The sequence below is a fragment of the Roseovarius sp. MMSF_3281 genome, assembly GCF_030733685.1.
Taxonomy (GTDB): domain Bacteria; phylum Pseudomonadota; class Alphaproteobacteria; order Rhodobacterales; family Rhodobacteraceae; genus Roseovarius.
Window position 1 is genome coordinate 1 of sequence record NZ_JASHIM010000026.1, and the last position, 24,807, is coordinate 24,807.

Genomic DNA, 24,807 nt, shown 5'->3' on the forward strand with positions numbered 1-24,807 from the left:
GAGCAATCAGAGCATCCGGATACTTACGAGCTCCCGCCCGCAAACATACTTACACGTCAGCGACGGACTGGATATTTATGAAAAAGAAGAAGGGCCGGGGCCGCATGCCTGCCCGGGTGAGGGCGGGCAGGCTGTTTGCGCGCGGGATTGACCCGACTCGCTGATTGTGGCTATAAAATGAACAAGTGTTCAATAAATGCCAGAAGCGGGAGGCGGGGCGCGATGTTCAACGCGGTGATGCAATTTGATTTGGGCGAGGATGTGAACGCCCTGCGGGAGATGGTTCATCGGTGGGCGCAGGAGCGGGTGAAGCCCATGGCCGCCGAGATCGACGACAAGAACGTCTTTCCCAACGAGCTGTGGACCGAGATGGGCGAGCTGGGACTTTTGGGGATTACCTCGCCCGAGGAATATGGCGGGGCGGAAATGTCTTACCTGGCGCATGTCATCGCGGTGGAGGAGATCGCGCGGGCCTCGGCCAGTGTGTCGCTATCTTATGGGGCGCATTCGAACCTTTGCGTCAATCAGATCAAGCTGAATGGCAATGACGAGCAAAAGGCCAAGTATCTTCCCAAGCTGATCAGCGGTGAGCATGTGGGCGCCTTGGCCATGTCCGAGGCGGGCGCGGGCAGCGACGTGGTGTCGATGAAGCTGCGCGCGGAAAAGCGCAACGATCATTACAAGTTGAATGGCAACAAGTACTGGATCACCAACGGGCCGGATGCCGATACCCTGGTGGTTTATGCCAAGACCGACCCGGAGGCCGGGGCCAAGGGGATCACCGCCTTCCTGATCGAGAAGGAGATGACCGGGTTTTCGACCAGCCCGCATTTCGACAAGCTGGGCATGCGGGGCAGCAACACCGCCGAGTTGATTTTCGACGATGTGGACGTGCCGTTTGAAAACGTGCTGGGCGAGGAAGGCAAGGGCGTGCGCGTTCTGATGTCGGGCCTGGATTACGAGCGCGTGGTTCTGGCCGGGATCGGGACGGGCATCATGGCCGCCTGTCTGGACGAGATCATGCCCTATATGGCCGAGCGCAAGCAGTTCGGGCAGCCGATCGGGAATTTCCAGCTTATGCAGGGCAAGATCGCCGATATGTACACGGCGATGAACAGCGCGCGGGCCTATGTCTACGAGGTGGCCAAGGCCTGTGACCGGGGCGATGTGACACGGCAGGATGCCGCGGCCTGCTGTCTTTATGCCAGCGAGCAGGCCATGGTGCAGGCGCATCAGGCGGTGCAGGCCATGGGCGGCGCCGGGTTCCTGAACGATGCGCCGGTGGCACGGATTTTCCGCGATGCCAAGCTGATGGAGATCGGCGCGGGCACCAGCGAGATTCGCCGTATGCTGGTGGGCCGCGAATTGATGGGAGCCATGGCGTGATCCAACCGCATCGCATCTGTGTGCGGGACGCGATCCGTGGTACTTTGCGGCCTGTCGTGCCGCACTGCCAAGGAGATTGCCATGCGCTGGATTACGCTTTGTTTCACCCTGATCTTGCCTTTGATGGCCCATGCGCAAACCGCGAGCCGGTCGGACGTTGCGCAAATCGAGGAATGCGTTCGCAATTATTCAAAAGGCGCCCCGCAGGAGCGCGTGATCGGCGGGTGTGTCGGGATCATCGACGGCGCCTGCCGCAGCAAGACGACCATAGAAATCGCCGACTGTATCATGCGGGAAACGGCGGCGTGGGATCATCTGCTCAATGCGTGGTGGAAACCGATGAAAGAGCGGGCGCAGGCCGATGGAAGCTGGAACCGGTTGTTGGACGCGCAACGGCAATGGATCAAGGAGCGGGATGCGGAGTGTCAGCGCGTTTACGACGAGTGGCGCGGCGGAACGATCCGGGTGATATTCGCGGCCGAATGTCAGCGCGACCTCACGGCGAAGCGTGCGGTGGAATTCTATTACGCACTCAACAAGTAGTTTTGGCGGGGCGGCCATGCTGAACCGGGGCGAAACCTATGACGTGCTGACGGCGCGGTTTCGTTGGGATGTGCCCGGGCGGTTGAACATGGCCGTGCAGTCTTGCGACGACTGGGCCGCGCGTGACCCGGATCGTGTGGCGATCATCGACCTGGGTGAAGGGCGTGAAGAGGTCACCTATGGCCGGTTGCGCCGGATGGCCGATGGGCTGGCCCGCGAATTGCAGGCGCGCGGCGTGGTGCGCGGGGACCGGGTGGGTGTCTTGCGCAGCCAGGATGCCTGGTGTGCCGCCGCACATATTGCCATCTGGAAGCTGGGGGCGATCTCGATCCCGTTGTTCAAGCTGTTTCGGCATGATGCCCTGGAAAGCCGTTTGGGCGATGCCGGGGCGGCATGGGTTGTGAGCGATGCGGCGGGTGCGGCGATGCTGGAAGGTATGACGGCAAAGCCCCTGTTGCCCGAAGACCTGACGCTTGATGATCGTTCGTTCGAGCCCGCGCAGACCGGCCCGGAGGATCCGGCGGTTTTGATCTATACCAGCGGCACCACCGGCAGCCCCAAGGGGGCCCTGCACGGCCATCGGATGTTGACCGGGCATTTGCCCGGGGTCGAGATGAGCCATGATTTCCTTGGCCAAGAGGGCGATTGCCTTTGGACCCCGGCGGATTGGGCGTGGATCGGTGGGTTGTTCGATGTGCTGATGCCGGGGCTGGCGCTGGGCGTGCCGGTGGTGGCGGCGCGGCTGGCCAAGTTCACGCCGGAAGAGTGCGCCCGGATCGTGCGCGAAGGAGCGGTGCGCAACGTGTTTTTCCCGCCCACCGCCTTGCGGATGTTGAAGGCCGCGGACCTGCGGATCGAAGGATTGCGCAGCGTGGCCAGCGGCGGTGAGCCTTTGGGGGCGGAAATGTTGCAATGGGGCCGGGGTGCCTTTGGCGTGACGATCAACGAGTTTTACGGCCAGACCGAGTGCAACATGGTGGCCAGCAGCTGCAATGACCTGTTCGCGCCGCGCCCGGGCTGTATTGGCAAGCCGGTGCCGGGCTTCGAGATTGGAATTATTGACGAGACTGGCGCGGTAACCGATGGCGAGGGCGATATCGCCATTCGGCGCGGTGCGGCCAGCATGATGCTTGAATACTGGAACAAGCCCGAGGCGACAGCAGAGAAGTTTCGCGGCGATTGGATGCTGACTGGGGATCGCGGGACTTGGGACGAAGGCTATCTGCGGTTCGTGGGGCGCGAGGATGATGTCATCACCTCGGCGGGCTATCGGATTGGCCCGGGGGAAATCGAAGATTGCCTGATGACCCACGAGGCCGTGGCGACGGTGGGTGTTGTTGGCAAGCCCGACCCGCTGCGGACCGAGGTTGTGAAGGCCTATGTCGTGTTGAAAACCGGGCATGAGGCCAGCGAGGATTTGGCCGCGGCCTTGCGCGATTATGTCAAGGCGCGCTTGGCGCAGTATTCCTATCCGCGTGAGATCGAGTTTCTGGAGGCCTTGCCGATGACGGTTACCGGAAAGGTGATCCGCAAGGAATTGAAGGCGCGGGCGATGGATGAGGCCCGCCCATGATGGGGCGATTGCATGAAAAAAGGGCCGACGCGATGGTCGGCCCCTTGCTTACTGTCCCCGGTAAGAGATCAGAATTTCATCACGTAGGCCATGCCCACGACGATCGGGTCGATCTTGACCTTGCCGATGGCCGCGCCGCCGACGGTGGCATCGGTTTCGATGTCCATGTAACGGATGTCGGCCCGGATGGCGGCCTTTTCACTGACTGCGAAGTCGACGCCGGCGTGCAGGGCATAGCCCCAGCTGCTGTCAAGGCTGACGGGCGTGCCGGTGAGGGCGCCGGTGCCGGCCTCATCCCAGAAGTGGGTGTAGTTGATACCCGCACCGATGAAGGGGGTCATGCTGGAATTGTTGGTGAAGTGGTATTGCAGCGAGATCGTGGGCGGCAGGTGCTTGGTTTTGGCAACGTCGCCGGTGCCTTGCAGTTCGATGTCATGTTCGAAGGGCGTGGCGGCCAGAACCTCGACCCCGACGTTATCGGCGATGAAGTACTCGAAGGTCAGCGTGGGGCGCGCGGCCCCGTCGACCCGCAGGTTGCCTGCGGCGGTGGTGCTGTAGCTATCGGTCGGCTGGATGTAGTGCAGACCCAGACCGAGGGTCATATCGCCTTTTTCCTGCGCGAGGGCCGGGGCGGCGACAGCGGTGAGCGCCGTGGCGAGAGTGAGGGCTGTGATCGTCTTCATGGTCTTTTTCTTTCTATTCATGCGCGTCCTTCACGGCGGGTTGTGCGCCCGAGGTGGACGAGTCGCCTTGATTTGGGTCAAGTTGTGCGGGCCGTGCTGCGCTGCGGCAAAAATACAACATATTGGTGGGCCGAGGGCGGCCAGAGCAAGCGAGGAACGGGATGAAACTGCAATCGAAGGCGATTCCGGCATCAGATGAGTTCAAGGCCAACCGCGAGGGGCATCTTGAAGCCCTGCGCGTGGCCGAAGAGGCCGCCGCATTGGCCGCTGCCGGGGGCGGTGAGGCCGCGCGGGAGCGGCATGTCGGGCGCGGTAAGATGCTGCCGCGCGAGCGGGTGGCGAACCTGCTGGATCCGGGAAGCCCGTTTCTGGAGGTCGGCGCCACGGCGGCGCATGGGCTTTATGACGGGGCCGCGCCCTGTGCCGGGGTGATCGCCGGTGTGGGCCGGGTGCAGGGCCGTGACGTGATGGTTGTTTGCAATGACGCCACGGTAAAGGGCGGCACCTATTACCCGATGACGGTCAAGAAGCACCTGCGCGCGCAGGAGATCGCCGAGGAATGCCACCTGCCGTGCATTTACCTGGTGGATAGCGGCGGGGCGAACCTGCCCAACCAAGACGAGGTATTCCCGGACCGCGATCATTTCGGGCGGATTTTCTACAACCAGGCGCAGATGAGCGCCAAGGGCATTCCGCAGATTGCCGTTGTCATGGGGTCTTGTACCGCGGGCGGGGCCTATGTGCCCGCGATGAGCGATGTGACAATCATCGTGAAGGAACAGGGCACTATTTTCCTGGCCGGGCCGCCCTTGGTGAAGGCCGCCACCGGCGAGGTGGTGAGCGCCGAGGACTTGGGCGGCGGCGATGTGCATACGCGCCTGTCGGGTGTCGCGGATTACCTGGCCGAGGATGATGCGCATGCGCTGGCGCTGGCACGGCGGGCGGTGGGCAATCTGGGCGTGGCCAATCAGGCGGGCGTTCAGTTTCAGACCCCCGAGGCCCCGGCCTATGACCCCGAAGAGCTGTTTGGCGTGGTGCCGGCGGACCTGCGCACGCCCTATGACATTCGCGAGGTGATCGCACGCGTCGTCGATGGGTCACGCTTTGACGAGTTCAAGGCGCGGTTCGGCGAAACCTTGGTCTGTGGCTTTGCCCATGTGGAGGGCTGCCCGGTGGGGATCATTGCCAACAACGGCGTGCTTTTCAGCGAGGCGGCGCAGAAGGGCGCGCATTTCGTGGAACTGTGCAGTCAGCGGCATATCCCCTTGGTATTCCTGCAGAATATCACCGGCTTCATGGTTGGGCGCCGGTACGAGAACGAAGGCATCGCCCGGCATGGCGCGAAGATGGTAACGGCGGTGGCGACCACCAATGTACCCAAGGTGACCATGGTTGTCGGCGGCAGTTTCGGTGCGGGCAACTATGGCATGGCCGGTCGTGCCTATCAGCCGCGCTTTATGTGGACATGGCCCAATAGCCGGATTTCGGTGATGGGCGGCGAACAGGCGGCGGGGGTTCTGGCCACCGTCAAGCGCGATGCGATCGAGCGCAAGGGCGGGGAATGGTCAGCCGAGGAGGAGGCCGAGTTCAAGCGGCCCACGGTTGAGATGTTCGAACGCCAAAGCCATCCATTGTATGCCAGTGCGCGGTTGTGGGACGATGGGATCGTCGATCCGCGCAAAAGCCGGGAGGTGTTGAACCTGAGCCTGCGGGCGGCCTTGAATGCGCCGATTGAAGACACGCGGTTTGGCGTGTTCCGGATGTAAGGGAGCAGAGGCCGTGCAAACACGTCTGACCGAGAAATTTGGCCTAACAGCCCCGATCGTCAGTGCGCCCATGGCCATGGCGGCGGGTGGGCGTCTGGCGGGCGCGGTGAGCGAGGCCGGGGGGCTTGGCTTCATCGGTGGCGGCTATTGCGATGCCGATTGGATCGCGGCGCAGTTTTCCGAGGCGGGCAACCGGCCTGTTGGCTGTGGCTTTATCACCTGGGCCCTGGATCAGGCGGACCCGGGCCTGTTCGACAGTGTCTTGGCGCGCGGGCCTGCGGCGGTGTTCTTGTCCTTTGGCGAGGCCGCGCCCTACGTGGCGCGGGCCAAGGCGGCGGGGGTGCCGAGTTTCGTGCAAGTCCAAGACCTGGCCGGGGCGAAGGCGGCGCGCGATGCGGGCGCCGAGGTGATCGTTGCCCAAGGCACCGAGGCCGGGGGCCATGGGGCGACGCGCGGAACCATGAGCTTGGTCCCCGAAGTGGCAGATGCCGTGGGCGCCGATGCGCTGGTTCTGGCCGCGGGCGGGATTGCCGATGGCCGGGGCCTGGCCGCGGCCTTGATGCTGGGGGCCGACGGGGTGCTTGTGGGCACGCGGTTCTGGGCCGCCGAAGAGGCCCTTGTGGCGGAGGGTTTCCAGCGTGCCGCACTGGAGGCGACGGGCGATGCCACGCAGCGCAGCAGCCTGCCCGATATCGCCCGGGGGCTGGATTGGCCCAAGCCTTTTACCATTCGCACCCTGCGCAATACGTGGCTGCGTGACTGGGAGGCCGTGCCGGGCGGGCCGGCCACCGATGAGGCGCGGGCGGCTTATGCCAAATCCGTGGCCGAGGGCGATGCCGAGGGCGCGCCGGCGATTGCGGGAGAGGCCGTGGGGTTGATCCGTAGCGTCCAGCCTGCGGCGGAGATTGTCGCGGCCATGGTGCAAGAGGCGCGGGTGGCGTTGGACCGATGGTAGGGCTGGGCGGAGTGATCGGGCCGGTGGTGCCCTTGGCGCGCCCCGGATGCCTCCGGCGGGAGTATTTTGGGAAAGATGAAGCGGGGCTGAATGGCCTTGGCGGATGGGAGAGACGAGATGTTTGACACGATCCTGATTGCCAACCGGGGCGAGATTGCCTGCCGGGTGATGGAGACCGCGCGGGACATGGGGGTACGCGTGGTGGCGGTTTACTCGGATGCGGATCGGGGCGCCAAGCATGTGCAGATGGCCGATGTGGCGATCCATATCGGCGGCTCGGCCCCGGCAGAGAGTTACTTGCGCGGGGAGGCGATCATCGCGGCGGCGCTTGAGACGGGCGCGCAGGCGATCCATCCGGGCTATGGGTTCCTGTCGGAGAACCCGGAGTTCGTGGCGGACGTTGAGGCGGCTGGGCTGATCTTTATCGGGCCTTCGGCAGAGGCCATTCGGGCCATGGGCCTCAAGGATGCGGCCAAGGCCTTGATGGAGGAGGCAGGCGTGCCGGTGGTGCCCGGCTATCACGGCGAAAACCAGGAGCCCGGGTATTTGGCCGAGCAGGCCGGGGCGATTGGCTATCCGGTGTTGATCAAGGCCGTGGCGGGCGGCGGCGGCAAGGGCATGCGCCTTGTCGAAAAGCCCGAAGATTTTGCCGATGCCTTGGCGAGTGCGCAGGGCGAGGCGGCAACGGCCTTTGGCAACTCCGATGTCCTGATCGAGAAATTCGTGCAGCAGCCGCGCCATATCGAGGTGCAGGTGTTTGGCGACGGTGAACGCGCCGTGCACCTGTTCGAGCGGGATTGCTCGTTGCAGCGGCGGCACCAGAAGGTGATCGAGGAGGCCCCGGCGCCGGGGATGACCGGGGAGATGCGCGCGGCCATGGGGGACGCGGCGGTGCGCGCAGCCGAGGCCATTGGCTACAAGGGTGCTGGCACGGTCGAGTTTATCGTGGATGGCAGCGGGGGCCTGCGGCCTGACGGCTTTTGGTTCATGGAAATGAACACGCGGTTGCAGGTGGAACACCCGGTGACCGAGGCGATCACCGGTGTTGACCTTGTGGAATGGCAGTTGCGTGTGGCCAGTGGGGAGGGCCTGCCCAAGCGGCAGGATGAGTTGCGGATCACCGGCCATGCCTTCGAGGCGCGGCTTTATGCCGAGGATGTGCCGAAGGGGTTCCTGCCCGCCACGGGGCGTTTGGCGCACCTGGCGTTCCCCGGGGGGACACGGTCGGACAGCGGGGTGCGGACGGGCGATGAAATCTCGCCCTTTTACGACCCGATGATCGCCAAGTTGATCACCCATGGGCCAAGCCGGGCCGCGGCCCTGCGCAAGCTGGCGCGTGCGCTTGAGCGTTGCGAGGTGGCGGGCACGGTGACCAACCTGGCCTTTCTTGGGGCCTTGGCGGGGCATGCGGGTTTTGCCAAGGGCAATGTGGACACCGGGCTGATTGCCCGGGACCTGGAGGCATTGGTCGTGGCCCCGCAGGCCGGGGCGCATGAGGTGGCTTTGGCCGGGTTGGCCGCCCTTGGGTTGCTGGAGGTACAGGCCCCTGCCACGGGGTTTGCCCTTTGGGCCCCACTGCGCCGGGCGGTGCAATTGCGGCACGAGGGCGAGGATGTGACCGTATACGTGCATGGCCGGGGGGCGAATGCCCATGACGTCGAAGTGGGCGGTGAGCTTATCGAAGCGCGCCGGATCGGCGGGCGCTGGATGCTGGGCGATCAGGTTGCCCCGGACGTTGCGGTGACCGGTGAACTGGTGACGGTCTTTTCGCAATACGGGTTGGCCTTCGAGGTGATTGACCCGCTGGTGCGTGATGCCATGGCCGGTGGCGACATGGATTTGATCGAGGCACCGATGCCGGGGCTGGTGAAGGCCGTTCTGGCGCAACCGGGGCAGCAGGTGGCCGAGGGCGACAGGCTGGCGGTGTTGGAGGCGATGAAGATGGAGCATTCGCTTCTGGCGGCGCGCGACGGAACGGTCGAGGCGGTGCTGGTCGAGGAAGGCGCGCAGGTGGAGGCCGGTGCGGCCTTGATCAAGCTGGCCGAAGACGGGGAGGCGGCGGCATGATCACGCTTCACCACGTTCCGCAAAGCCGCTCGATGAGAGTGCTTTGGCTGTTGCATGAATTGGAGGTCGACTTCCAGGTCGTGGAACATGCCTTTGACAAGAGTTTGCGCCAGCCGGAGTTCCTGACGCTGTCGCCCGCGGGGCGGGTGCCGGCGCTGGAGATCGAGGGCGAGCGGATGTTCGAGTCGGGCGCCATGATCGAATACCTTTGCGAGCGTTTCCCCGAGCGGGGCCTTGGCCGGGCGCCGGGAGATATGGACCGGATGGCCTGGTTGGTTTGGGTGCATTTTGCCGAGACGGTGAGTCAGCACGTCGCGGCGCTGACGCAGCAGCATATCATGCTTTATGAAGATGCCATGCGCAGCCCGATCATCATGAAACTTGAGGCGTCGCGCCTGCGAAAATGTTACGAGGCGATCGAGGCGCGGTTGTCGACGCCGGTGGAAAACCGCGATTACCTTTTGACCAGCGGTTTTTCGGCCTGTGACATCGCGGTGGGGCAGGCCGTTTACATGGCCAAGCGTTTTGCACCGCTGGAGGGCTTTGCGGAGGTGCAAGCGTGGTACGAGCGGATCACCGAGCGCGAGACATTCGCCAAGTGCTGGCCGGGGCCGGAAAGCGCGTTGATTTACGAACAGGAATTTTATGAGGTTTGGGATGGCTGAGCGGGTTGAGATATTCGAAGTCGGTCCGCGCGATGGGCTGCAAAACGAGGCGCGGCAGATTCCCACGGCGGAAAAGATCGCCTTGGTGGATTGCCTGAGCGGCGCGGGGTTTTCACGCATTGAAGTGGCGAGTTTCGTCAGCCCCAAATGGGTGCCGCAGATGGCCGATAGCGCCGAGGTATTGGCCGGGATCATCCGGGCGCCGGGGGTCTCTTACGCGGCCTTGACGCCGAATATGCGTGGCTTTGACGGGGCAAGGGCGGCCAAGGCCGACGAGGTGGCGATTTTCGGGTCGGCCTCGGAAGGGTTTTCACGCGCCAATATCAACGCGACGATCGAGGAAAGCCTTGAGCGGTTCGCGCCGGTTGCCGAGGCCGCGAAGGCGGCGGGGATTCCGGTGCGCGGCTATGTCTCCTGCGTGACGGATTGCCCTTATGACGGCGAGGTCGCGCCCGAGGCCGTGGCGCGGGTGGCCGGGGCGCTTTTCGAAATGGGCTGTTACGAGGTGAGCCTTGGCGACACCGTCGGCCAGGGACACCCCGAGCGCGTGGACGCGATGCTTGGTGCGGTTCTGGAGGTCATGCCGGCGCAGCGTTTGGCCGGGCATTTTCACGACACGGCAGGCCGGGCGCTGGACAATATCGAGGCGTCGCTGGCGCGGGGCCTGCGGGTGTTTGATGCGGCGGTCGGCGGTTTGGGCGGGTGCCCCTATGCGCCGGGGGCCGCGGGCAACGTGGCCACCGAGGCGGTGCATGACCGGCTGATCGCGCTGGGCTATGAGACCGGGCTTGACCGGGATGTATTGGAAAAGGCGGCGGATAAGGCGCGGGCCATGCGGGCCGAGGGAGAGGCGTGATGTACGAGACAATCAGGATTGAGCGCGATGCGCGGGGTGTGGCCACGCTTTGGCTTGCGCGGTCGGAAAAGCATAATGCCATGTCGGCGCAGATGATCGCGGAGTTGCATGCGGCCGCGAAGGAGCTGGGCGCGGACGATACCGTGCGCGTGGTCGTACTGGCGGCCGAGGGCAAAACCTTCTGCGCCGGGGGCGATCTGGGCTGGATGCGCGAGCAGTTCGAGGCGGACCCCGCGGTACGGTCGACCGAGGCGGCAAAACTGGCGCATATGTTGCAGGCGCTTAATACCATGCCCAAGCCCTTGATTGGCCGTTTGCACGGCAATGCCTTTGGTGGTGGTGTCGGGTTGGCCAGTGTTTGCGATGTGGCGGTTGGGGCCGATGCGATCCTGATGGGGTTGACCGAAACGCGGTTGGGCCTGATCCCGGCGACCATCGGACCTTATGTTTGTGCACGTATGGGAGAGGCCAAGGCGCGGCGGGTCTTCATGTCGGGTCGTCGCTTCGATGCGCAGGAGGCGGTGGAGCTGGGCCTGTTGGCGCGGGCCGTGCCCACCGAGGCGCTGGACGACGCGGTTGAAGCCGAGGTTGCGCCTTACATGGACTGTGCCCCCGGCGCGGTGGCGCGGGCCAAGGCGCTTTTGCGGCACATGGGGCCGCAGATCGACGAGGAATTGATCGCCCATACGGTGGCAGAATTGGCCCGTTGCTGGGAGGGCGATGAGGCGCCAGAGGGAATCGGCGCCTTTTTCGACAAACGCAAGCCAGCGTGGATCCGTTAATCCGATACGAATTCGGGGGATGACAGGCCGGGGAATCGTCCTAATATTAGGATCGTGACAGACGTGTCCACGGTTGAGGGGCGGGTGAATTGCCCTTTGGAGTGCCGCAATCTGTATACAAGTGCATACATTGTGCATTAATCCACCCCTTCACGTCTTTGAATGTGTTTGCCGTTGGTTGACCCCACCGGGGGGCAGGGGTAAACCGTGGAACGTGAACGCAGCCATTTTGATGTGCGCCAAGCCGCGTGCATGGAAGGAGCCACCCCGTGGAAGAGATGCTGAGGGAATACCTTCCCATCCTTGTCCTCTTGGCGATTGCCATCGGACTGGGCCTTGTTCTTATTCTGGCCGCCGTTGTGTTGGCCGTTCGTCACCCGGACCCCGAGAAGCTGAGTGCCTATGAATGCGGGTTCAACGCGTTCGATGACGCACGGATGAAATTCGACGTGCGATTCTACCTCGTGTCGATCCTGTTCATCATCTTTGACCTTGAGATTGCCATGCTCTTTCCTTGGGCCGTGGCGTTCAAGGATGTCTCGATGGTGGGCTTTTGGTCGATGATGGTGTTCCTGGGCGTGCTGACGGCAGGCTTTGCCTATGAGTGGAAGAAAGGGGCGATGGAATGGGAGTAGCGACCGGACTGAATACCGCGGACGGTGATCGTGAACATGCCACGCAGGCCCTGAATCGCGAGTTGCAGGACAAGGGATTCCTTGTCACGTCGACCGAGGACATCATCAACTGGGCCCGGACGGGCAGCCTGCACTGGATGACCTTTGGCCTGGCCTGTTGTGCGGTCGAGATGATGCATACCTCGATGCCGCGCTATGACCTTGAGCGGTACGGCACCGCGCCGCGCGCCAGCCCGCGCCAGTCGGACCTGATGATCGTGGCGGGTACGCTGACCAACAAGATGGCCCCGGCACTGCGCAAGGTTTACGACCAGATGCCCGAGCCGCGTTACGTGATCTCGATGGGGTCCTGTGCCAATGGCGGTGGCTATTACCACTATAGCTATAGTGTTGTGCGCGGCTGTGACCGGGTCGTGCCGGTGGACATTTACGTGCCCGGCTGCCCCCCGACCGCCGAAGCGCTTGTTTACGGCGTTATGCAATTGCAGCGGAAAATTCGCCGGACGGGAACGATCGTGCGCTAAGGCGCGCCAATTTTGCGGCGCGCCGAAGCATGGGCGCGCGAAAGGACGATAGAGATGAGCAACGCACTTAAGGAACTGGGTGCCCATATCGAGGCGAAGCGGCCCGATTGTGTGCTGTCTTGGGATGTGACCCATGGCGAATTGAACGTGCATGTGGCGCTGCCTAATATCGTGGGCTTGGTGGAGTTCCTGAAAACGGACTCGACCTGCCGGTTCACAACGCTGGTGGATATTACCGGGGTGGATTACCCCGAACGCGCCAAGCGTTTTGACGTGGTCTATCATTTCCTGAGCATGTACCAGAACCAGCGCATCCGCCTGCGGGTGGCCTGCCGCGAGGAAGACATGGTGCCCTCGATCACGGGTCTTCATCCCAGTGCCAACTGGTTCGAGCGGGAAGTGTTCGACATGTTCGGCATCCTGTTCACCGGGCACCCCGATTTGCGCCGCATCCTGACCGACTATGGCTTCCGGGGCTATCCGCTGCGCAAGGATTTCCCGACCACGGGCTATACCGAGGTGCGTTACGACGAGGTGCAAAAGCGGGTGGTCTATGAACCCGTGAGCCTTGTGCAGGAGTATCGGCAGTTTGATTTCATGAGCCCGTGGGAGGGTGCCGAATACATCCTTCCGGGCGATGAGAAGACCGAGGAGGCGAAGTAATGGGCGGTTTGTTATTTGTCATTGTCATGGCTGTACTGCTGGTCATCCCGTTTTGGCGGCTTTTGCCGAAGTTCGGTATTCCGAATTGGGTCGCGCTTGCGGCGATTATTCCGCTTGGGGCGCTTGTCCTGCTATGGGTCATGGCGTTTCGTGACAAGATCGGCGGAGGTCACGCATGATGGACGGCTCCAAATTCGATGATGCCCTGACGGGCGAACAGCAAATCCGTAATTTTAACATCAATTTCGGGCCGCAGCACCCGGCGGCGCACGGCGTGTTGCGCCTTGTGCTTGAGCTGGACGGCGAGATTGTCGAGCGGTGCGACCCGCATATCGGCCTGTTGCACCGCGGCACCGAGAAATTGATGGAAAGCCGCACCTACCTGCAGAACCTGCCTTATTTCGACCGGCTGGACTACGTGGCGCCGATGAACCAGGAACATGCCTGGTGTCTGGCCATTGAAAAGCTGACCGGGGTCGAGGTGCCGCGCCGCGCCAGCCTGATCCGGGTGCTTTATTCCGAGATTGGCCGTATCCTGAACCATCTGCTGAACGTGACAACGCAGGCGATGGACGTGGGCGCGCTGACCCCGCCGCTTTGGGGCTTTGAAGAGCGCGAAAAGCTGATGGTGTTCTACGAGCGGGCCTGTGGCGCGCGCCTGCACGCGGCTTATTTCCGTCCCGGCGGCGTGCACCAAGACCTGCCGCCCGAATTGCTGGACGATATCGAGGAATGGGCAAAGGATTTCCCCCGCGTTCTGGATGATATCGACGGGCTTTTGACGGAAAACCGGATTTTCAAGCAGCGTAACTGCGACATCGGCGTGGTGAACGAGCAGGATATTCAGGAATGGGGCTTTTCGGGCGTCATGGTACGCGGCAGCGGCATGGCGTGGGATTTGCGCCGCGCCCAGCCCTATGAATGCTATGACGAGTTCGAGTTCCAGATTCCGGTAGGCAAGAACGGCGATTGCTATGATCGTTACCTGTGCCGGATGGAGGAAATGCGCCAATCGCTGCACATCATCCATCAGGCAATTGAAAAGCTGCGTGCGCCCGAGGGGCAGGGCGATATCCTGTCCCGTGGCAAGGTGACGCCGCCGAAACGCGGTGAGATGAAGCGCTCGATGGAGGCACTGATCCATCACTTCAAGCTTTATACTGAAGGCTTCCACGTTCCCGAAGGCGAGGTTTATGCCGCCGTCGAGGCCCCCAAGGGCGAGTTCGGGGTATACTTGGTGGCCGATGGCACCAACCGGCCTTATCGCGCCAAGCTGCGGGCGCCGGGGTTCTTGCATCTTCAGGCGATGGATTACGTGGCCGGCGGGCACCAGTTGGCCGATGTGGCGGCGATTATCGGAACCATGGATGTTGTCTTTGGGGAGATTGACCGGTGAAGAAAGTTCTTGTTCCTGCCTTGGCCGGTTTGGGCCTGCTGACGCTTGCCGCTTGTGATATTCCGCCCGAAGGCACCACGCCCGAGAATATCGCCGAGTACGAGATTGCCGTGGCCAGCATCGGCTGTGAACTGGTGGGCGAATCCGATTATTTGCCGGTTGAGTTTCAGGCGGGCCTGACCCGTGAGCAATCGACCGCGATCACCTCTTACATGCTGACCACTGGCAAGGCCGAACGCCTGCCGGACAGCGGCGTCAAATTGACCACAGGAGCCTGTGCTTAAGAATGCTGAGACGTCTCCATCACGAGCAGCCCGAAAGCTTTGCCTTTACCCAAGCCAACCAGGCATGGGCCGAGGCGCAGATTGCCAAGTACCCCGAGGGCCGCGAGGCCAGCGCGATTATCCCGTTGCTGTGGCGCGCGCAGGAGCAAGAGGGGTGGCTAAGCCGTCCGGCGATCGAAGCGGTGGCCGATATGCTGGGCCTTGCCTATATCCGCGCGCTTGAAGTGGCATCGTTCTATTTCATGTTCCAGCTTCAGCCGGTTGGCAGCGTGGCGCATATCCAGATTTGCGGCACCACGTCCTGCATGATCTGCGGCGCCGAGGATTTGGTCGGTGTCTGCAAGGAAAAGATTGCCGCGAACCCGCACGAGGTGTCCGCCGACGGCAAGTTCAGCTGGGAAGAGGTGGAATGCCTCGGGGCCTGTGCCAATGCGCCGATGGCGCAGATCGGCAAGGACTATTACGAAGATCTGACCGCCGCGCGGTTGGGCGAGATCCTGGATGAATTGGCGGCGGGCAAGGTGCCCACCCCGGGGCCGCAGAACGGGCGCTATGCGTCGGAGCCGAAGACGGGTCTGACCGCGTTGACCGATTTTGACAGCGGCAAGGCGCAATACAATGCCAGCGTGACACTGGCCTCCGAGATTGGCGATACCGTAAAGCGGATCGACGGCACCGAGGTGCCGCTTCTGGCGCCGTGGCGCGACAAGGGGGCGATGCATCGCCCCGCCGATCCGGCGGTGAAAGTGCGCAAGACGCCTGCCGAGATCAAGACGGATGCGCCCAAGCCTGCCAAGAATGCCAAGGTGGACAAAACCGGCGTGAGCAAGGAAGAGGCGCAGGCCAAGACCAAGGCCAAGCCGACCGCGAAAGCCGCACCCGCGCCGGTGAAAAAACCGGCCGAGCCTGCGGTGGCGTCTGGCGAAGGCAAAAAACCCAGGACCATGAAGGCCCCGCGCAAGGCCGGGCCAGATGATCTGAAAATGATCAAGGGGGTTGGGCCGAAGCTTGAACAACTGCTTCATAATTTGGGTTTCTTCCATTTCGATCAAGTGGCGAAGTGGAGCGACGAGGAGGTGCAGTGGGTTGACCAGAACCTTGAAGGTTTCAAGGGCCGGGTCAGCCGCGACAACTGGGTCGAACAGGCAAAACTTCTGGCGGATGGCAAAGAGACTGAGTTCTCGGCCAAAGCCAAGAAAGGGGGCGTCTATTAAGGGCGCTGGTCTGAGATAACAGGGGGTACTTGTGATGTCGAATACTGCTTCGTTTAGCCCATGCCGTATCGTGTGCTGGGGACTGGCCGCTTTGATCGGCCTGGTTTTGCTGTTGAGCATTTGGGATGGCGTCGGCTTTATTGCGGCGTTCATGGCAGCGGCGGCCTTGGCGGTATTCATCGGTCTTGTGGCAACGCGCCTGTTTTGTTCGGGCGGGAAGGCTTCGGTTGAGGGCACGGCCGAAAGCGCCAGCGAAACTGGTTCCGCCGGGGGCATGGCATCGGCGGTGGCCGAAAAGGCATCGGGCGCAGCAAGCGCGACAGCGGATGCCGCGAGGTCAGCTGCCAGCAGCGCGGGTGATATGGCCAAGGACGTGGCCGACAAGGGCAAGGATGCCGTTGCCGCGGTGAAGGACAAGGCAACCGATGCCGGGGAGTCGGCAAAGGATGCGGCCCAGGACGCTGTTGCAGGCGGCAAGGATCTTGCCGATGAGGCGAAAGCTGCGGCGGAAGACGCCGGGGACAAGGTGACATCCGGGACCCTTTTGCAGGGTGAAGAAGAACTGGCCAATCGCAAGGGCGAATGGGCCTACAACAAAGGCGGTGCTGAGACCGCAACGCCGGATTACGATGCCGATGGCGTTCGCGAAGGAAGCGATGAAGGCACGCGCCCCGAGGCGCTGTCGGGGCCGCGTGACGGGCAGGCGGATGACCTTAAACAGATCAAGGGGGTCGGTCCGAAGCTTGAGAAGCTGTGCAACGAAAAGGGCTTTTATCACTTCGACCAGATCGCCGGTTGGGGCCCCGATGAGGTGGCTTGGGTCGATGCAAACCTCAAGGGGTTCAAAGGCCGGGTGAGCCGCGACAACTGGGTCGAACAGGCCAAGATCCTTGCCAGTGGCGGGGAAACCGAATTTTCCAAGCGCGTCGAAGGCGGCAGCGTTTACTAGGGAATGCAAAAGACGATGAGCAACCGTTCGGACGAAATGCATCTGGCACGCAAGGGCCGCACCGTGGGTGTGGTGATTGCGATGACCATGTTGGTCTGGATGGGGGCGCAATGGCTGGGTGCTCAGATGGGATGGCCGGTGCGGTTTGTCTTTCTGTTCGATCTGGCTGCCATCGCCGCCCTGATCTGGGCGTTGGTGGTGACGTATCAAATCTGGCGCGCGCGCCAGGACAACCGAGGGTGACAAGCGGATGCTGAAAGACCAGGACCGTATCTTTACCAATCTCTACGGCATGCACGACCGGACCCTGAAGGGGGCCAAGGCGCGTGGGCATTGGGATGGCACGGCGAAAATCTTGCAAAACGGCCGCGACTGGATCATCGAACAGATGAAAGCCAGTGGTTTGCGGGGCCGGGGCGGCGCGGGCTTCCCCACGGGCCTCAAGTGGTCGTTCATGCCCAAGGAAAGCGATGGGCGGCCTGCATACCTTGTGGTCAATGCCGACGAGTCCGAGCCGGGCACCTGCAAGGACCGCGAGATCATGCGCCACGATCCGCATACCCTGATCGAGGGGTGTCTGATCGCCAGTTTCGCGATGAACGCGCATGCCTGCTATATCTATATTCGCGGCGAATACATCCGGGAGCGCGAGGCGCTTCAGGCCGCGATTGACGAGGCCTATGAGGCCGGTTTGATCGGCAAGAATGCCTGCAAATCGGGCTGGGACTTTGACCTTTACCTGCACCACGGGGCAGGGGCCTATATCTGTGGCGAGGAAACCGCCCTTCTGGAAAGCCTTGAAGGCAAGAAGGGGATGCCGCGGATGAAGCCGCCCTTCCCGGCGATGGCCGGGCTTTATGGTTGTCCGAGCACGGTGAACAACGTGGAATCGATTGCCGTTGTGCCGACCATCCTTCGCCGTGGGCCGGAATGGTTCGCGGGGTTCGGGCGGCCCAACAATACCGGCACCAAGATTTTCGCCATCTCGGGCCATGTGAACAACCCCTGCGTGGTCGAAGACAGCATGTCGATCAGTTTCGAGGAATTGATCGACAAACACTGCGGTGGCATTCGCGGTGGTTGGGATAACCTCAAGGCGGTGATCCCCGGGGGGTCTTCGGTGCCGTGCGTGCGTGGCGAAAAGATGAAAGACGCGGTGATGGATTTCGACGCCCTGCGCGAAGTGGGGTCAAGCCTTGGCACGGCGGCGGTGATCGTCATGGACAAGGATACCGACATCATCAAGGCGATCTGGCGGTTGTCGAAGTTCTACAAGCACGAAAGCTGTGGCCAGTGTACGCCCTGCCGTGAGGGGACCGGATGGATGATGCGGGTCATGGATCGGCTTGTGCGCGGCGAAGCGGACGTCGAGGAGATCGACATGCTGTTCGATGTGACCAAGCAGGTCGAAGGCCACACCATCTGCGCGCTTGGCGATGCGGCGGCATGGCCCATTCAGGGCCTGATCCGCAATTTCCGCGATGAAATCGAGGACCGTATCAAGGCCCAGAAGACCGGCCGCGTCAGCGCGGTTGCGGCAGAATAACAGGGGGCGCGGAGCCGTGGACATGACCACTCAGAATTCGGGACGCGGCCTGGGCCGGATCCTTGCCTTGGTCGCCCTTGCGGCGACGATGGGGCTGTCCGCCTGTGGCGACCGGGCCGAGCGGGTGCGTTTCAACGGTGAGTATTACCCGGCGAAAGTCAGCCGCGACCGCGACACGCGCAAGCAGTTTCAAGTGTCTGTGCGCCGCGTGGATCGGGGCCTTTTGGGCGCACGCGAAGCGGGGCGCTATGCGGCCACGCGCTATTGTCTGAAAGAGTTCGGAACCTCGAACATCGATTGGGTCAATGGACCGGATGCCGAAGATGGGCGCCTTAGTATTTCCAATGGCAGGCTGAGCCTGAGCGGGGCCTGTGTGACATGGTGACTTTCCTTTTCATATCAATGGTTTGCGCGGGGTGTTATTGCATATCACTCCCTGCGAAAGCCATCTGCGCAGCAGATGGAGGCGCAAAACCTGCGGCCTCTGCTGTGGTGAGAAAAGGAGACACCCCATGCGTATGATGACCACCCTTGTTCTGAGTGCGACCCTTGCAAGCGCGGCCATGGCCGGCAGCGCCAGCACCAAACCCGGTTTGCAGAACGAGACTGATATCAATAGCGGTCTGTTGGCGGTTGCCGCGGCGGATAAGATCCGGCGTGCCTGCGACAGCATTTACGGCCGGTTCTTCCGGGCGCGTGGCTATGTGAATGACCTAAAGGACTTGGCGCTTGAGCGCGGCTATACCGAGGCCGAGATCGATGCCTATGTCAACAACGATGCGGAACAGGACAAGATGCGCGCCAAGCGCAACGCCTATTTCAAATCCAAGGGGGCCAGCAATCTGGACCCTGAAAGCCTGTGTGTGCTGGGCCGCGAAGAAATTCGAAAAAACAGCCAGATCGGCTCGCTACTGAGAGCAAAGTGAGAAAAAATGTCTGACCTGCGCAAGATCATCATCGACGATCAGGAATTGGAAGTAGAGGGGGCGATGACCCTGATTCAGGCTTGTGAACAAGCCGGGATCGAGGTGCCGCGTTTTTGCTACCACGAACGGCTGTCGATTGCCGGGAATTGCCGGATGTGTCTTGTCGAGGTCGTCGGCGGGCCGCCGAAACCGGCGGCCTCCTGCGCGATGCAGGTGCGCGACCTGCGGCCCGGGCCGGAAGGCCAGCCGCCGGTCGTCAAGACCAACAGCCCGATGGTCAAGAAGGCCCGCGAAGGGGTGATGGAATTCCTGTTGATCAACCACCCGCTGGATTGCCCGATTTGTGACCAAGGCGGGGAGTGCGATCTGCAGGATCAGGCCATGGCCTATGGCGTGGATTTCAGCCGCTACCGAGAACCCAAGCGCGCGGTGGACGATCTGGACCTTGGGCCGCTTGTCGAAACCCACATGACGCGTTGCATTTCCTGCACCCGCTGCGTGCGCTTCACGACCGAGGTGGCGGGCATTCACCAGATGGGCCAGACGGGTCGCGGCGAAGATGCCGAGATTACGGCTTACCTGGGTGAAACGCTAGACAGCAATCTGCAAGGCAACATCATTGACCTGTGCCCGGTGGGGGCACTTGTGTCCAAGCCCTATGCCTTCACCGCGCGGCCATGGGAGTTGACCAAGACCGAAACCATCGACGTGATGGATGCGCTTGGCAGCAACATTCGTGTGGATACCAAGGGCCGCGAGGTCATGCGTATCCTGCCGCGCAACCATGATGGCGTGAACGAGGAATGGATTTCCGACAAGACGCGTTTTGTCTGGGATGGTCTGCGCCGTCAGCGTCTGGACCGGCCCTACGTCCGCGAAGGCGGCAAGCTGCGCCCGGCAGGCTGGGATGAGGCTTTGGCAAAGGCGGCCGAGGCGATCAAGGGGGCCAGCAAGGTGGCCGGCCTCGTGGGCGATTTGGCCGCGGTCGAGGCGGCCTTTGCACTCAAGCAACTGGTTGAGGGGCAGGGCGGTGCCGTGGAATGCCGGACCGACAAGGCCAAGCTGCCCGAGGGCAACCGCGCCGGTTATGTCGGCAATGTGGCCGTCGAAGACCTGGATACCGCGAAAGAAGTTGTCCTGATCGGCACCAACCCGGCGATCGAAGCGCCGGTTCTGAATGCGCGCATCCGCAAGGCGTGGCTGAAGGGGGCCGAGGTCACGGTGGTCGGGCCGACCATGGACCTGACCTATGAGCATACCCATGCAGGCACCGGGCGCGATGCGCTGTCGAAGCTGAAGGTAAGCGATGAGGCTATCGTGATCGTCGGCCAAGGCGCCTTGCAAGAGGCCGATGGCGCGGCGGTTCTGGCCGCGGCGCAGGCCCTGAGCGGCCGGATGATGGTTCTTCACACGGCTGCCAGCCGTGTTGGGGCGATGGATGCGGGCTGTACCACCGAAGGCGGGCTTGAGGCCGCGATCGACGGGGCGGATGTGATTTACAATCTCGGCGCGGACGAGGTGGAAATCGACGCTGGCGCCTTCGTGATCTACCAAGGCAGCCATGGCGACCGAGGCGCGCATCGTGCCGACGTGATCCTGCCGGGGGCCGCCTATACCGAGGAACAGGGCCTTTTCGTCAATACCGAAGGCCGCCCGCAATTGGCATTGCGCGCGGGGTTCCCGCCGGGTGAGGCCAAGGAAAACTGGGCCATTCTGCGGGCGCTGTCGGGTGAGATGGGGCAGGCGTTGCCTTTCGACTCCATCGTTCGGTTGCGCAAGCAATTGGTCGAGGTGGCGCCGGTTCTGGCCAAGGTGGATCAGGTCCCGGGCAATTCCGGTGATGCCCTGACCAAGGGCAAACTGGGCAAGGCCGATTTCCGCGTGGCGATCAATGACTTCTTCCTGACGAACCCGGTCGCGCGGGCCAGCGAGTTGATGGCGGAACTGAGCGCCAATGCAAAGGCGCGCCGTGAGGCCCCGGTGGCCGCCGAGTAATGCTGCGTGCCGCCATCATATCCCCTGTGGCGCTTGTTTGCGCCGGCGCTGTTTCAGGCTGCGAGGCAGGCGGTGAGGTGTCGCGGTTTTCCCCGGACTATCAGGGAATCGAAACACGGCTGCTGGACGGGGATCTTGTGAATTTCCACGTGCGGATGGCCGGTGCGCGGACGGCGGAAGATGTTGACCGCTATGCCGAATGCGCGGCAGCGCAATATACTTTGATCCGGGGATACGGATTTGCGCGGCATCTTCGGACGAATGTGGACGAAGAGGGTGGCATCTGGCGCGGCGATGCGGTTTATACCATTTCGCCGGCTCTGCCCCGAGGATTGAAAACGATCGACGCTGAAGTCGTCGCCGCCGATTGTGCGGAAAACGGAATACCGATGGTGTGAGGACCTGATGGCTGAATTCTTTACAACCCCGCTTGGAATCGCGGTGCTAATCGTGGCGCAGTGTTTGGCCGTCGTGGGCTTTGTCATGATCTCGCTGCTGTTCTTGGTGTATGGCGACCGCAAGATCTGGGCCGCGGTTCAGATGCGGCGCGGACCGAACGTGGTTGGGGTTTACGGCCTGCTGCAATCGGTCGCCGATGCCTTGAAATACGTGCTGAAAGAGGTGGTCGTGCCCGCCGGGGCAGACAAGGCGGTGTTCATTCTTGCGCCGATGACCAGTTTCGTTCTTGCGATCCTTGCCTGGGCGGTGATCCCGATGAACGAAGGCTGGGTTCTGTCGGATATCAACGTGGCGATCCTGTTCGTCTTCGCGGTGTCCTCGCTGGAGGTTTACGGCGTGATCATGGGCGGTTGGGCCTCGAACTCGAAATACCCGTTCCTTGGTTCGCTACGCTCTGCCGCGCAGATGATTTCCTATGAGGTCAGCATCGGCCTGATCATTATCGGGGTGATCATTTCCACCGGCAGCTTGAACTTTGGAAACATCGTGGCCGCGCAGGACACCGCCTATGGTTTCTTCGGCTGGTACTGGCTGCCGCATCTGCCGATGGTGTTCTTGTTTTTCATTTCGTGCCTTGCCGAAACCAACCGCCCGCCATTTGACCTGCCGGAAGCGGAATCGGAACTGGTTGCGGGTTACCAAGTGGAATATTCGGCAACGCCCTTCCTGTTGTTCATGGCGGGCGAGTATATCGCGATTTTCCTGATGTGCGCTCTGACCTCGCTGTTGTTCTTCGGCGGGTGGTTGTCGCCCATTCCGGGCCTGCCCGACGGGGTGTTCTGGATGATTGCCAAGATGGCCTTCTTCTTCTTCATCTTCGCGATGGTGAAGGCCATTACACCGCGCTACCGCTATGACCAGTTGATGCGCATCGGCTGGAAGGTGTTCCTGCCGCTGTCGCTGGCCTGGGTCGTGGTGGTGTCGTTCCTTGCGAAATTCGAAGTGCTTGGCGGCTTTTGGGCCCGCTGGGCGATGGGAGGCTAACCGATGGCGAATATCGACTATGGGCGCGCGGCGGGGTATTTCCTGCTCAAGGATTTCTTCAAAGGCTTCAAACTGGGCCTGAAGTATTTCTTTGCGCCGAAAGCGACGCTGAACTACCCGCACGAAAAAGGCCCGCTGTCGCCGCGGTTCCGGGGTGAGCACGCGCTACGCCGGTATCCCAACGGCGAAGAGCGTTGCATTGCCTGTAAGCTGTGCGAGGCGATTTGCCCGGCGCAGGCGATCACCATCGACGCCGAGCCGCGCGACGACGGCAGCCGCCGGACCACGCGCTATGACATCGACATGACCAAGTGCATCTACTGTGGTTTCTGCCAAGAGGCCTGCCCGGTGGACGCCATTGTCGAAGGTCCGAATTTCGAGTTCGCCACCGAAACCCGCGAAGAGCTGTTTTACGACAAGGCAAAGCTTCTGGAGAACGGCGACCGATGGGAAGCCGAGATTGCCCGCAACCTTGAACTGGATGCACCTTACAGATGACCGACCCCAAGAACCCCTTCGAGATGATGATGGCGCAGGCACAGGAGATGGCCAAGGCCATGAATCCTGCGCTTGAGTCCTTCTCGCCCAAGGGGTTCGAAAGCCTGTGGCCGACCATGCCCAAGGACATCATGGAGATGACTTTTGGCAAAGGGGTCAGCAAGGACGGTCTTGATGCCAAGACACGGCTTTTGCTGACGCTGGCGGGGCTGACCATGCTTGGCGCGCAGAGCGATACGCAAATCCGGATGACGGTGCGCCACGCGCTTGAGGCCGGGGCAACCAAGGATGAGATTGCCGAAACCATCGCCCAGATGGCGATGTTTGCTGGCGTTCCGTCGATGACCCGCGCGATGGAATTCGCGCAAGAGGTTCTGGACGAGACTGAGGAAAAGGACAAAGACACATGACCATCGCAGCGATGTCGTTTTACCTGTTTGCGATCTCGGCGCTGACCGGGGGGCTGTTCACGGTGATCAGCCGCAACCCCGTGCATTCGGTGCTGTGGTTGATCCTGTCCTTCATCAGCGCGGCGGGTCTGTTCGTTCTGCTGGGGGCAGAGTTCGTGGCGATGTTGTTGATCATCGTCTACGTTGGCGCCGTGGCGGTGCTGTTCCTTTTCGTGGTTATGATGCTGGACGTGGATTTCGCCGAGTTGAAGGCGGAAATGGCAAGATACATGCCGCTTGCCCTTCTGATCGGGGTGATCCTGCTGATGCAGTTCGGTTTGGCCTTTGGCAACTGGACCATGGCCGAAGGGGCCGAAGCGGCGCGTGGCGCTGTTGCCCCGGAGGGCGTGCAGAATACCGCCGCCCTTGGCCTGCTGCTTTATGATAAATACTTCCTTCTGTTCCAATTGGCGGGGCTGATCCTGCTGGTGGCGATGATCGGGGCGATTGTTCTGACGCTGCGGCACCGTTCGGACGTCAAGCGTCAGGATGTATTGGCGCAGATGTATCGCGATCCGGCCAAGGCAATGGAATTGAAAGACGTGAAACCGGGGCAGGGGCTCTGAGCGTCTGACCCGCCCCGGACCTGATCCGGGGCCTCCCGGCCATGCGCGCCGGGGCAAAGACCAAGAGGTTCCGGGTCAGGCCCGGGATGCGAAGAATAGAAAGACGAACGGGCACGGCCCGGAGGGACACGCATGATTGGACTTGAACATTATTTGACGGTCGCGGCGGCGCTCTTCGTCATCGGGATTTTCGGGCTTTTCCTTAACCGGAAGAACGTGATCATCCTGCTGATGAGCATCGAATTGATGCTGCTTGCGGTGAATATCAATCTGGTGGCCTTCTCGTCGTTCCTTGGCGATCTGGTGGGGCAGGTCTTTACCCTGTTTGTCCTTACGGTCGCGGCGGCCGAGGCGGCCATCGGTCTCGCTATCCTCGTCTGCTTCTTCCGCAATCGCGGCACCATCGCCGTGGAAGACATCAACGTGATGAAAGGCTGAGCCGA

Annotated in this window: 29 protein-coding genes; 28 read left to right on the forward strand and 1 reads right to left on the reverse strand. The window is 62.1% G+C overall.

Annotated features, from left to right (window positions below):
- Positions 1-222 precede the first annotated feature (222 nt).
- From RBB32_RS18660 to RBB32_RS18670, 3 genes are all read left to right on the forward strand, one after another.
- Positions 223-1,386, forward strand: coding sequence for an isovaleryl-CoA dehydrogenase (locus RBB32_RS18660; RefSeq protein WP_306154908.1), 1,164 nt, complete (start codon positions 223-225; stop codon positions 1,384-1,386).
- An 81-nt stretch (positions 1,387-1,467) separates the two neighbouring features.
- Positions 1,468-1,929: a lysozyme inhibitor LprI family protein gene (locus RBB32_RS18665; RefSeq protein WP_306154911.1), complete on the forward strand. Its 462-nt coding sequence runs from the start codon at positions 1,468-1,470 to the stop codon at positions 1,927-1,929.
- A 16-nt stretch (positions 1,930-1,945) separates the two neighbouring features.
- The gene (locus RBB32_RS18670; RefSeq protein WP_306154913.1) at positions 1,946-3,502 is read left to right on the forward strand and encodes an AMP-binding protein; all 1,557 of its coding nucleotides are present in this window, start codon (positions 1,946-1,948) and stop codon (positions 3,500-3,502) included.
- Between the two features lie 68 nt (positions 3,503-3,570).
- Here RBB32_RS18670 and RBB32_RS18675 read toward each other — a convergent pair whose 3' ends face one another.
- The gene (locus RBB32_RS18675; RefSeq protein WP_306154914.1) at positions 3,571-4,185 is read right to left on the reverse strand and encodes an OmpW family protein; all 615 of its coding nucleotides are present in this window, start codon (positions 4,183-4,185) and stop codon (positions 3,571-3,573) included.
- A gap of 161 nt (positions 4,186-4,346) precedes the next feature.
- On the opposite strand from RBB32_RS18675, the gene RBB32_RS18680 reads away from it, so the two are divergent.
- The 25 genes from RBB32_RS18680 to nuoK all read left to right on the forward strand — a co-directional run bounded on the left by RBB32_RS18680 (position 4,347) and on the right by nuoK (position 24,802).
- Positions 4,347-5,951: a carboxyl transferase domain-containing protein gene (locus RBB32_RS18680; protein WP_306154916.1), complete on the forward strand. Its 1,605-nt coding sequence runs from the start codon at positions 4,347-4,349 to the stop codon at positions 5,949-5,951.
- A gap of 13 nt (positions 5,952-5,964) precedes the next feature.
- Entirely contained in the window at positions 5,965-6,906 is a 942-nt protein-coding gene (locus RBB32_RS18685) for a nitronate monooxygenase family protein (RefSeq protein ID WP_306154918.1), read from the forward strand.
- A 117-nt stretch (positions 6,907-7,023) separates the two neighbouring features.
- On the forward strand, positions 7,024-8,973 hold the full coding sequence (locus RBB32_RS18690; protein ID WP_306154919.1) for a biotin carboxylase N-terminal domain-containing protein: 1,950 nt from the start codon (positions 7,024-7,026) through the stop codon (positions 8,971-8,973).
- A complete protein-coding gene (locus tag RBB32_RS18695; protein ID WP_306154922.1) occupies positions 8,970-9,638 on the forward strand; it encodes a glutathione S-transferase family protein in 669 nt (222 codons plus the stop codon). Before RBB32_RS18690 ends, RBB32_RS18695 begins: the two co-directional genes overlap by 4 nt.
- Positions 9,631-10,494: a hydroxymethylglutaryl-CoA lyase gene (locus RBB32_RS18700; RefSeq protein ID WP_306154924.1), complete on the forward strand. Its 864-nt coding sequence runs from the start codon at positions 9,631-9,633 to the stop codon at positions 10,492-10,494. The genes RBB32_RS18695 and RBB32_RS18700 overlap by 8 nt, the downstream gene beginning before the upstream one ends.
- On the forward strand, positions 10,494-11,276 hold the full coding sequence (locus RBB32_RS18705) for a crotonase/enoyl-CoA hydratase family protein (RefSeq protein ID WP_306154926.1): 783 nt from the start codon (positions 10,494-10,496) through the stop codon (positions 11,274-11,276). Before RBB32_RS18700 ends, RBB32_RS18705 begins: the two co-directional genes overlap by 1 nt.
- Before the next feature lie 269 nt (positions 11,277-11,545).
- A complete protein-coding gene (locus RBB32_RS18710; protein ID WP_306154928.1) occupies positions 11,546-11,911 on the forward strand; it encodes an NADH-quinone oxidoreductase subunit A in 366 nt (121 codons plus the stop codon).
- Positions 11,902-12,435, forward strand: coding sequence for an NADH-quinone oxidoreductase subunit B family protein (locus tag RBB32_RS18715; protein WP_306154930.1), 534 nt, complete (start codon positions 11,902-11,904; stop codon positions 12,433-12,435). Before RBB32_RS18710 ends, RBB32_RS18715 begins: the two co-directional genes overlap by 10 nt.
- 54 nt (positions 12,436-12,489) lie before the next feature.
- The gene (locus RBB32_RS18720) at positions 12,490-13,098 is read left to right on the forward strand and encodes an NADH-quinone oxidoreductase subunit C (RefSeq protein WP_306154932.1); all 609 of its coding nucleotides are present in this window, start codon (positions 12,490-12,492) and stop codon (positions 13,096-13,098) included.
- Positions 13,098-13,277 (forward strand): hypothetical protein, encoded by a 180-nt coding sequence (locus tag RBB32_RS18725; RefSeq protein WP_306154934.1) that lies wholly within the window; start codon positions 13,098-13,100, stop codon positions 13,275-13,277. The genes RBB32_RS18720 and RBB32_RS18725 overlap by 1 nt, the downstream gene beginning before the upstream one ends.
- Positions 13,277-14,494, forward strand: coding sequence for an NADH-quinone oxidoreductase subunit D (locus RBB32_RS18730; protein ID WP_306154988.1), 1,218 nt, complete (start codon positions 13,277-13,279; stop codon positions 14,492-14,494). Before RBB32_RS18725 ends, RBB32_RS18730 begins: the two co-directional genes overlap by 1 nt.
- Complete coding sequence (locus tag RBB32_RS18735; RefSeq protein WP_306154936.1) at positions 14,491-14,778, forward strand: hypothetical protein; 288 nt, start codon at positions 14,491-14,493, stop codon at positions 14,776-14,778. Before RBB32_RS18730 ends, RBB32_RS18735 begins: the two co-directional genes overlap by 4 nt.
- Positions 14,779-14,780: 2 nt before the next feature.
- A complete protein-coding gene (locus RBB32_RS18740) occupies positions 14,781-15,992 on the forward strand; it encodes an NADH-quinone oxidoreductase subunit E (protein WP_306154938.1) in 1,212 nt (403 codons plus the stop codon).
- Between the two features lie 34 nt (positions 15,993-16,026).
- The gene (locus tag RBB32_RS18745; protein ID WP_306154940.1) at positions 16,027-16,941 is read left to right on the forward strand and encodes a hypothetical protein; all 915 of its coding nucleotides are present in this window, start codon (positions 16,027-16,029) and stop codon (positions 16,939-16,941) included.
- Positions 16,942-16,956: 15 nt separating this feature from the next.
- On the forward strand, positions 16,957-17,184 hold the full coding sequence (locus RBB32_RS18750) for a DUF5337 domain-containing protein (RefSeq protein ID WP_306154943.1): 228 nt from the start codon (positions 16,957-16,959) through the stop codon (positions 17,182-17,184).
- Between the two features lie 7 nt (positions 17,185-17,191).
- A complete protein-coding gene (nuoF, locus tag RBB32_RS18755) occupies positions 17,192-18,487 on the forward strand; it encodes an NADH-quinone oxidoreductase subunit NuoF (protein WP_306154945.1) in 1,296 nt (431 codons plus the stop codon).
- Positions 18,488-18,509: 22 nt separating this feature from the next.
- Positions 18,510-18,872 (forward strand): hypothetical protein, encoded by a 363-nt coding sequence (locus tag RBB32_RS18760; protein WP_306154947.1) that lies wholly within the window; start codon positions 18,510-18,512, stop codon positions 18,870-18,872.
- A gap of 127 nt (positions 18,873-18,999) precedes the next feature.
- Positions 19,000-19,413 (forward strand): DUF5333 domain-containing protein, encoded by a 414-nt coding sequence (locus RBB32_RS18765; RefSeq protein WP_306154949.1) that lies wholly within the window; start codon positions 19,000-19,002, stop codon positions 19,411-19,413.
- Between the two features lie 6 nt (positions 19,414-19,419).
- The gene (nuoG, locus tag RBB32_RS18770; RefSeq protein ID WP_306154951.1) at positions 19,420-21,408 is read left to right on the forward strand and encodes an NADH-quinone oxidoreductase subunit NuoG; all 1,989 of its coding nucleotides are present in this window, start codon (positions 19,420-19,422) and stop codon (positions 21,406-21,408) included.
- Positions 21,408-21,806 (forward strand): hypothetical protein, encoded by a 399-nt coding sequence (locus RBB32_RS18775; protein WP_306154953.1) that lies wholly within the window; start codon positions 21,408-21,410, stop codon positions 21,804-21,806. The genes nuoG and RBB32_RS18775 overlap by 1 nt, the downstream gene beginning before the upstream one ends.
- A gap of 7 nt (positions 21,807-21,813) precedes the next feature.
- On the forward strand, positions 21,814-22,851 hold the full coding sequence (gene nuoH / locus RBB32_RS18780; RefSeq protein WP_306154954.1) for an NADH-quinone oxidoreductase subunit NuoH: 1,038 nt from the start codon (positions 21,814-21,816) through the stop codon (positions 22,849-22,851).
- 3 nt (positions 22,852-22,854) lie between these two features.
- Positions 22,855-23,349: an NADH-quinone oxidoreductase subunit NuoI gene (nuoI, locus tag RBB32_RS18785; RefSeq protein WP_306154955.1), complete on the forward strand. Its 495-nt coding sequence runs from the start codon at positions 22,855-22,857 to the stop codon at positions 23,347-23,349.
- Positions 23,346-23,759, forward strand: a complete 414-nt coding sequence (locus RBB32_RS18790; RefSeq protein WP_306154956.1) for a carboxymuconolactone decarboxylase family protein — start codon at positions 23,346-23,348, stop codon at positions 23,757-23,759. Before nuoI ends, RBB32_RS18790 begins: the two co-directional genes overlap by 4 nt.
- Entirely contained in the window at positions 23,756-24,364 is a 609-nt protein-coding gene (locus RBB32_RS18795) for an NADH-quinone oxidoreductase subunit J (RefSeq protein WP_306154957.1), read from the forward strand. The genes RBB32_RS18790 and RBB32_RS18795 overlap by 4 nt, the downstream gene beginning before the upstream one ends.
- A 132-nt stretch (positions 24,365-24,496) precedes the next feature.
- Positions 24,497-24,802 carry an NADH-quinone oxidoreductase subunit NuoK gene (gene nuoK, locus RBB32_RS18800; RefSeq protein ID WP_037262521.1) on the forward strand — a complete coding sequence of 102 codons (306 nt, stop codon included), beginning with the start codon at positions 24,497-24,499 and terminating at the stop codon, positions 24,800-24,802.
- Positions 24,803-24,807 lie beyond the last annotated feature (5 nt).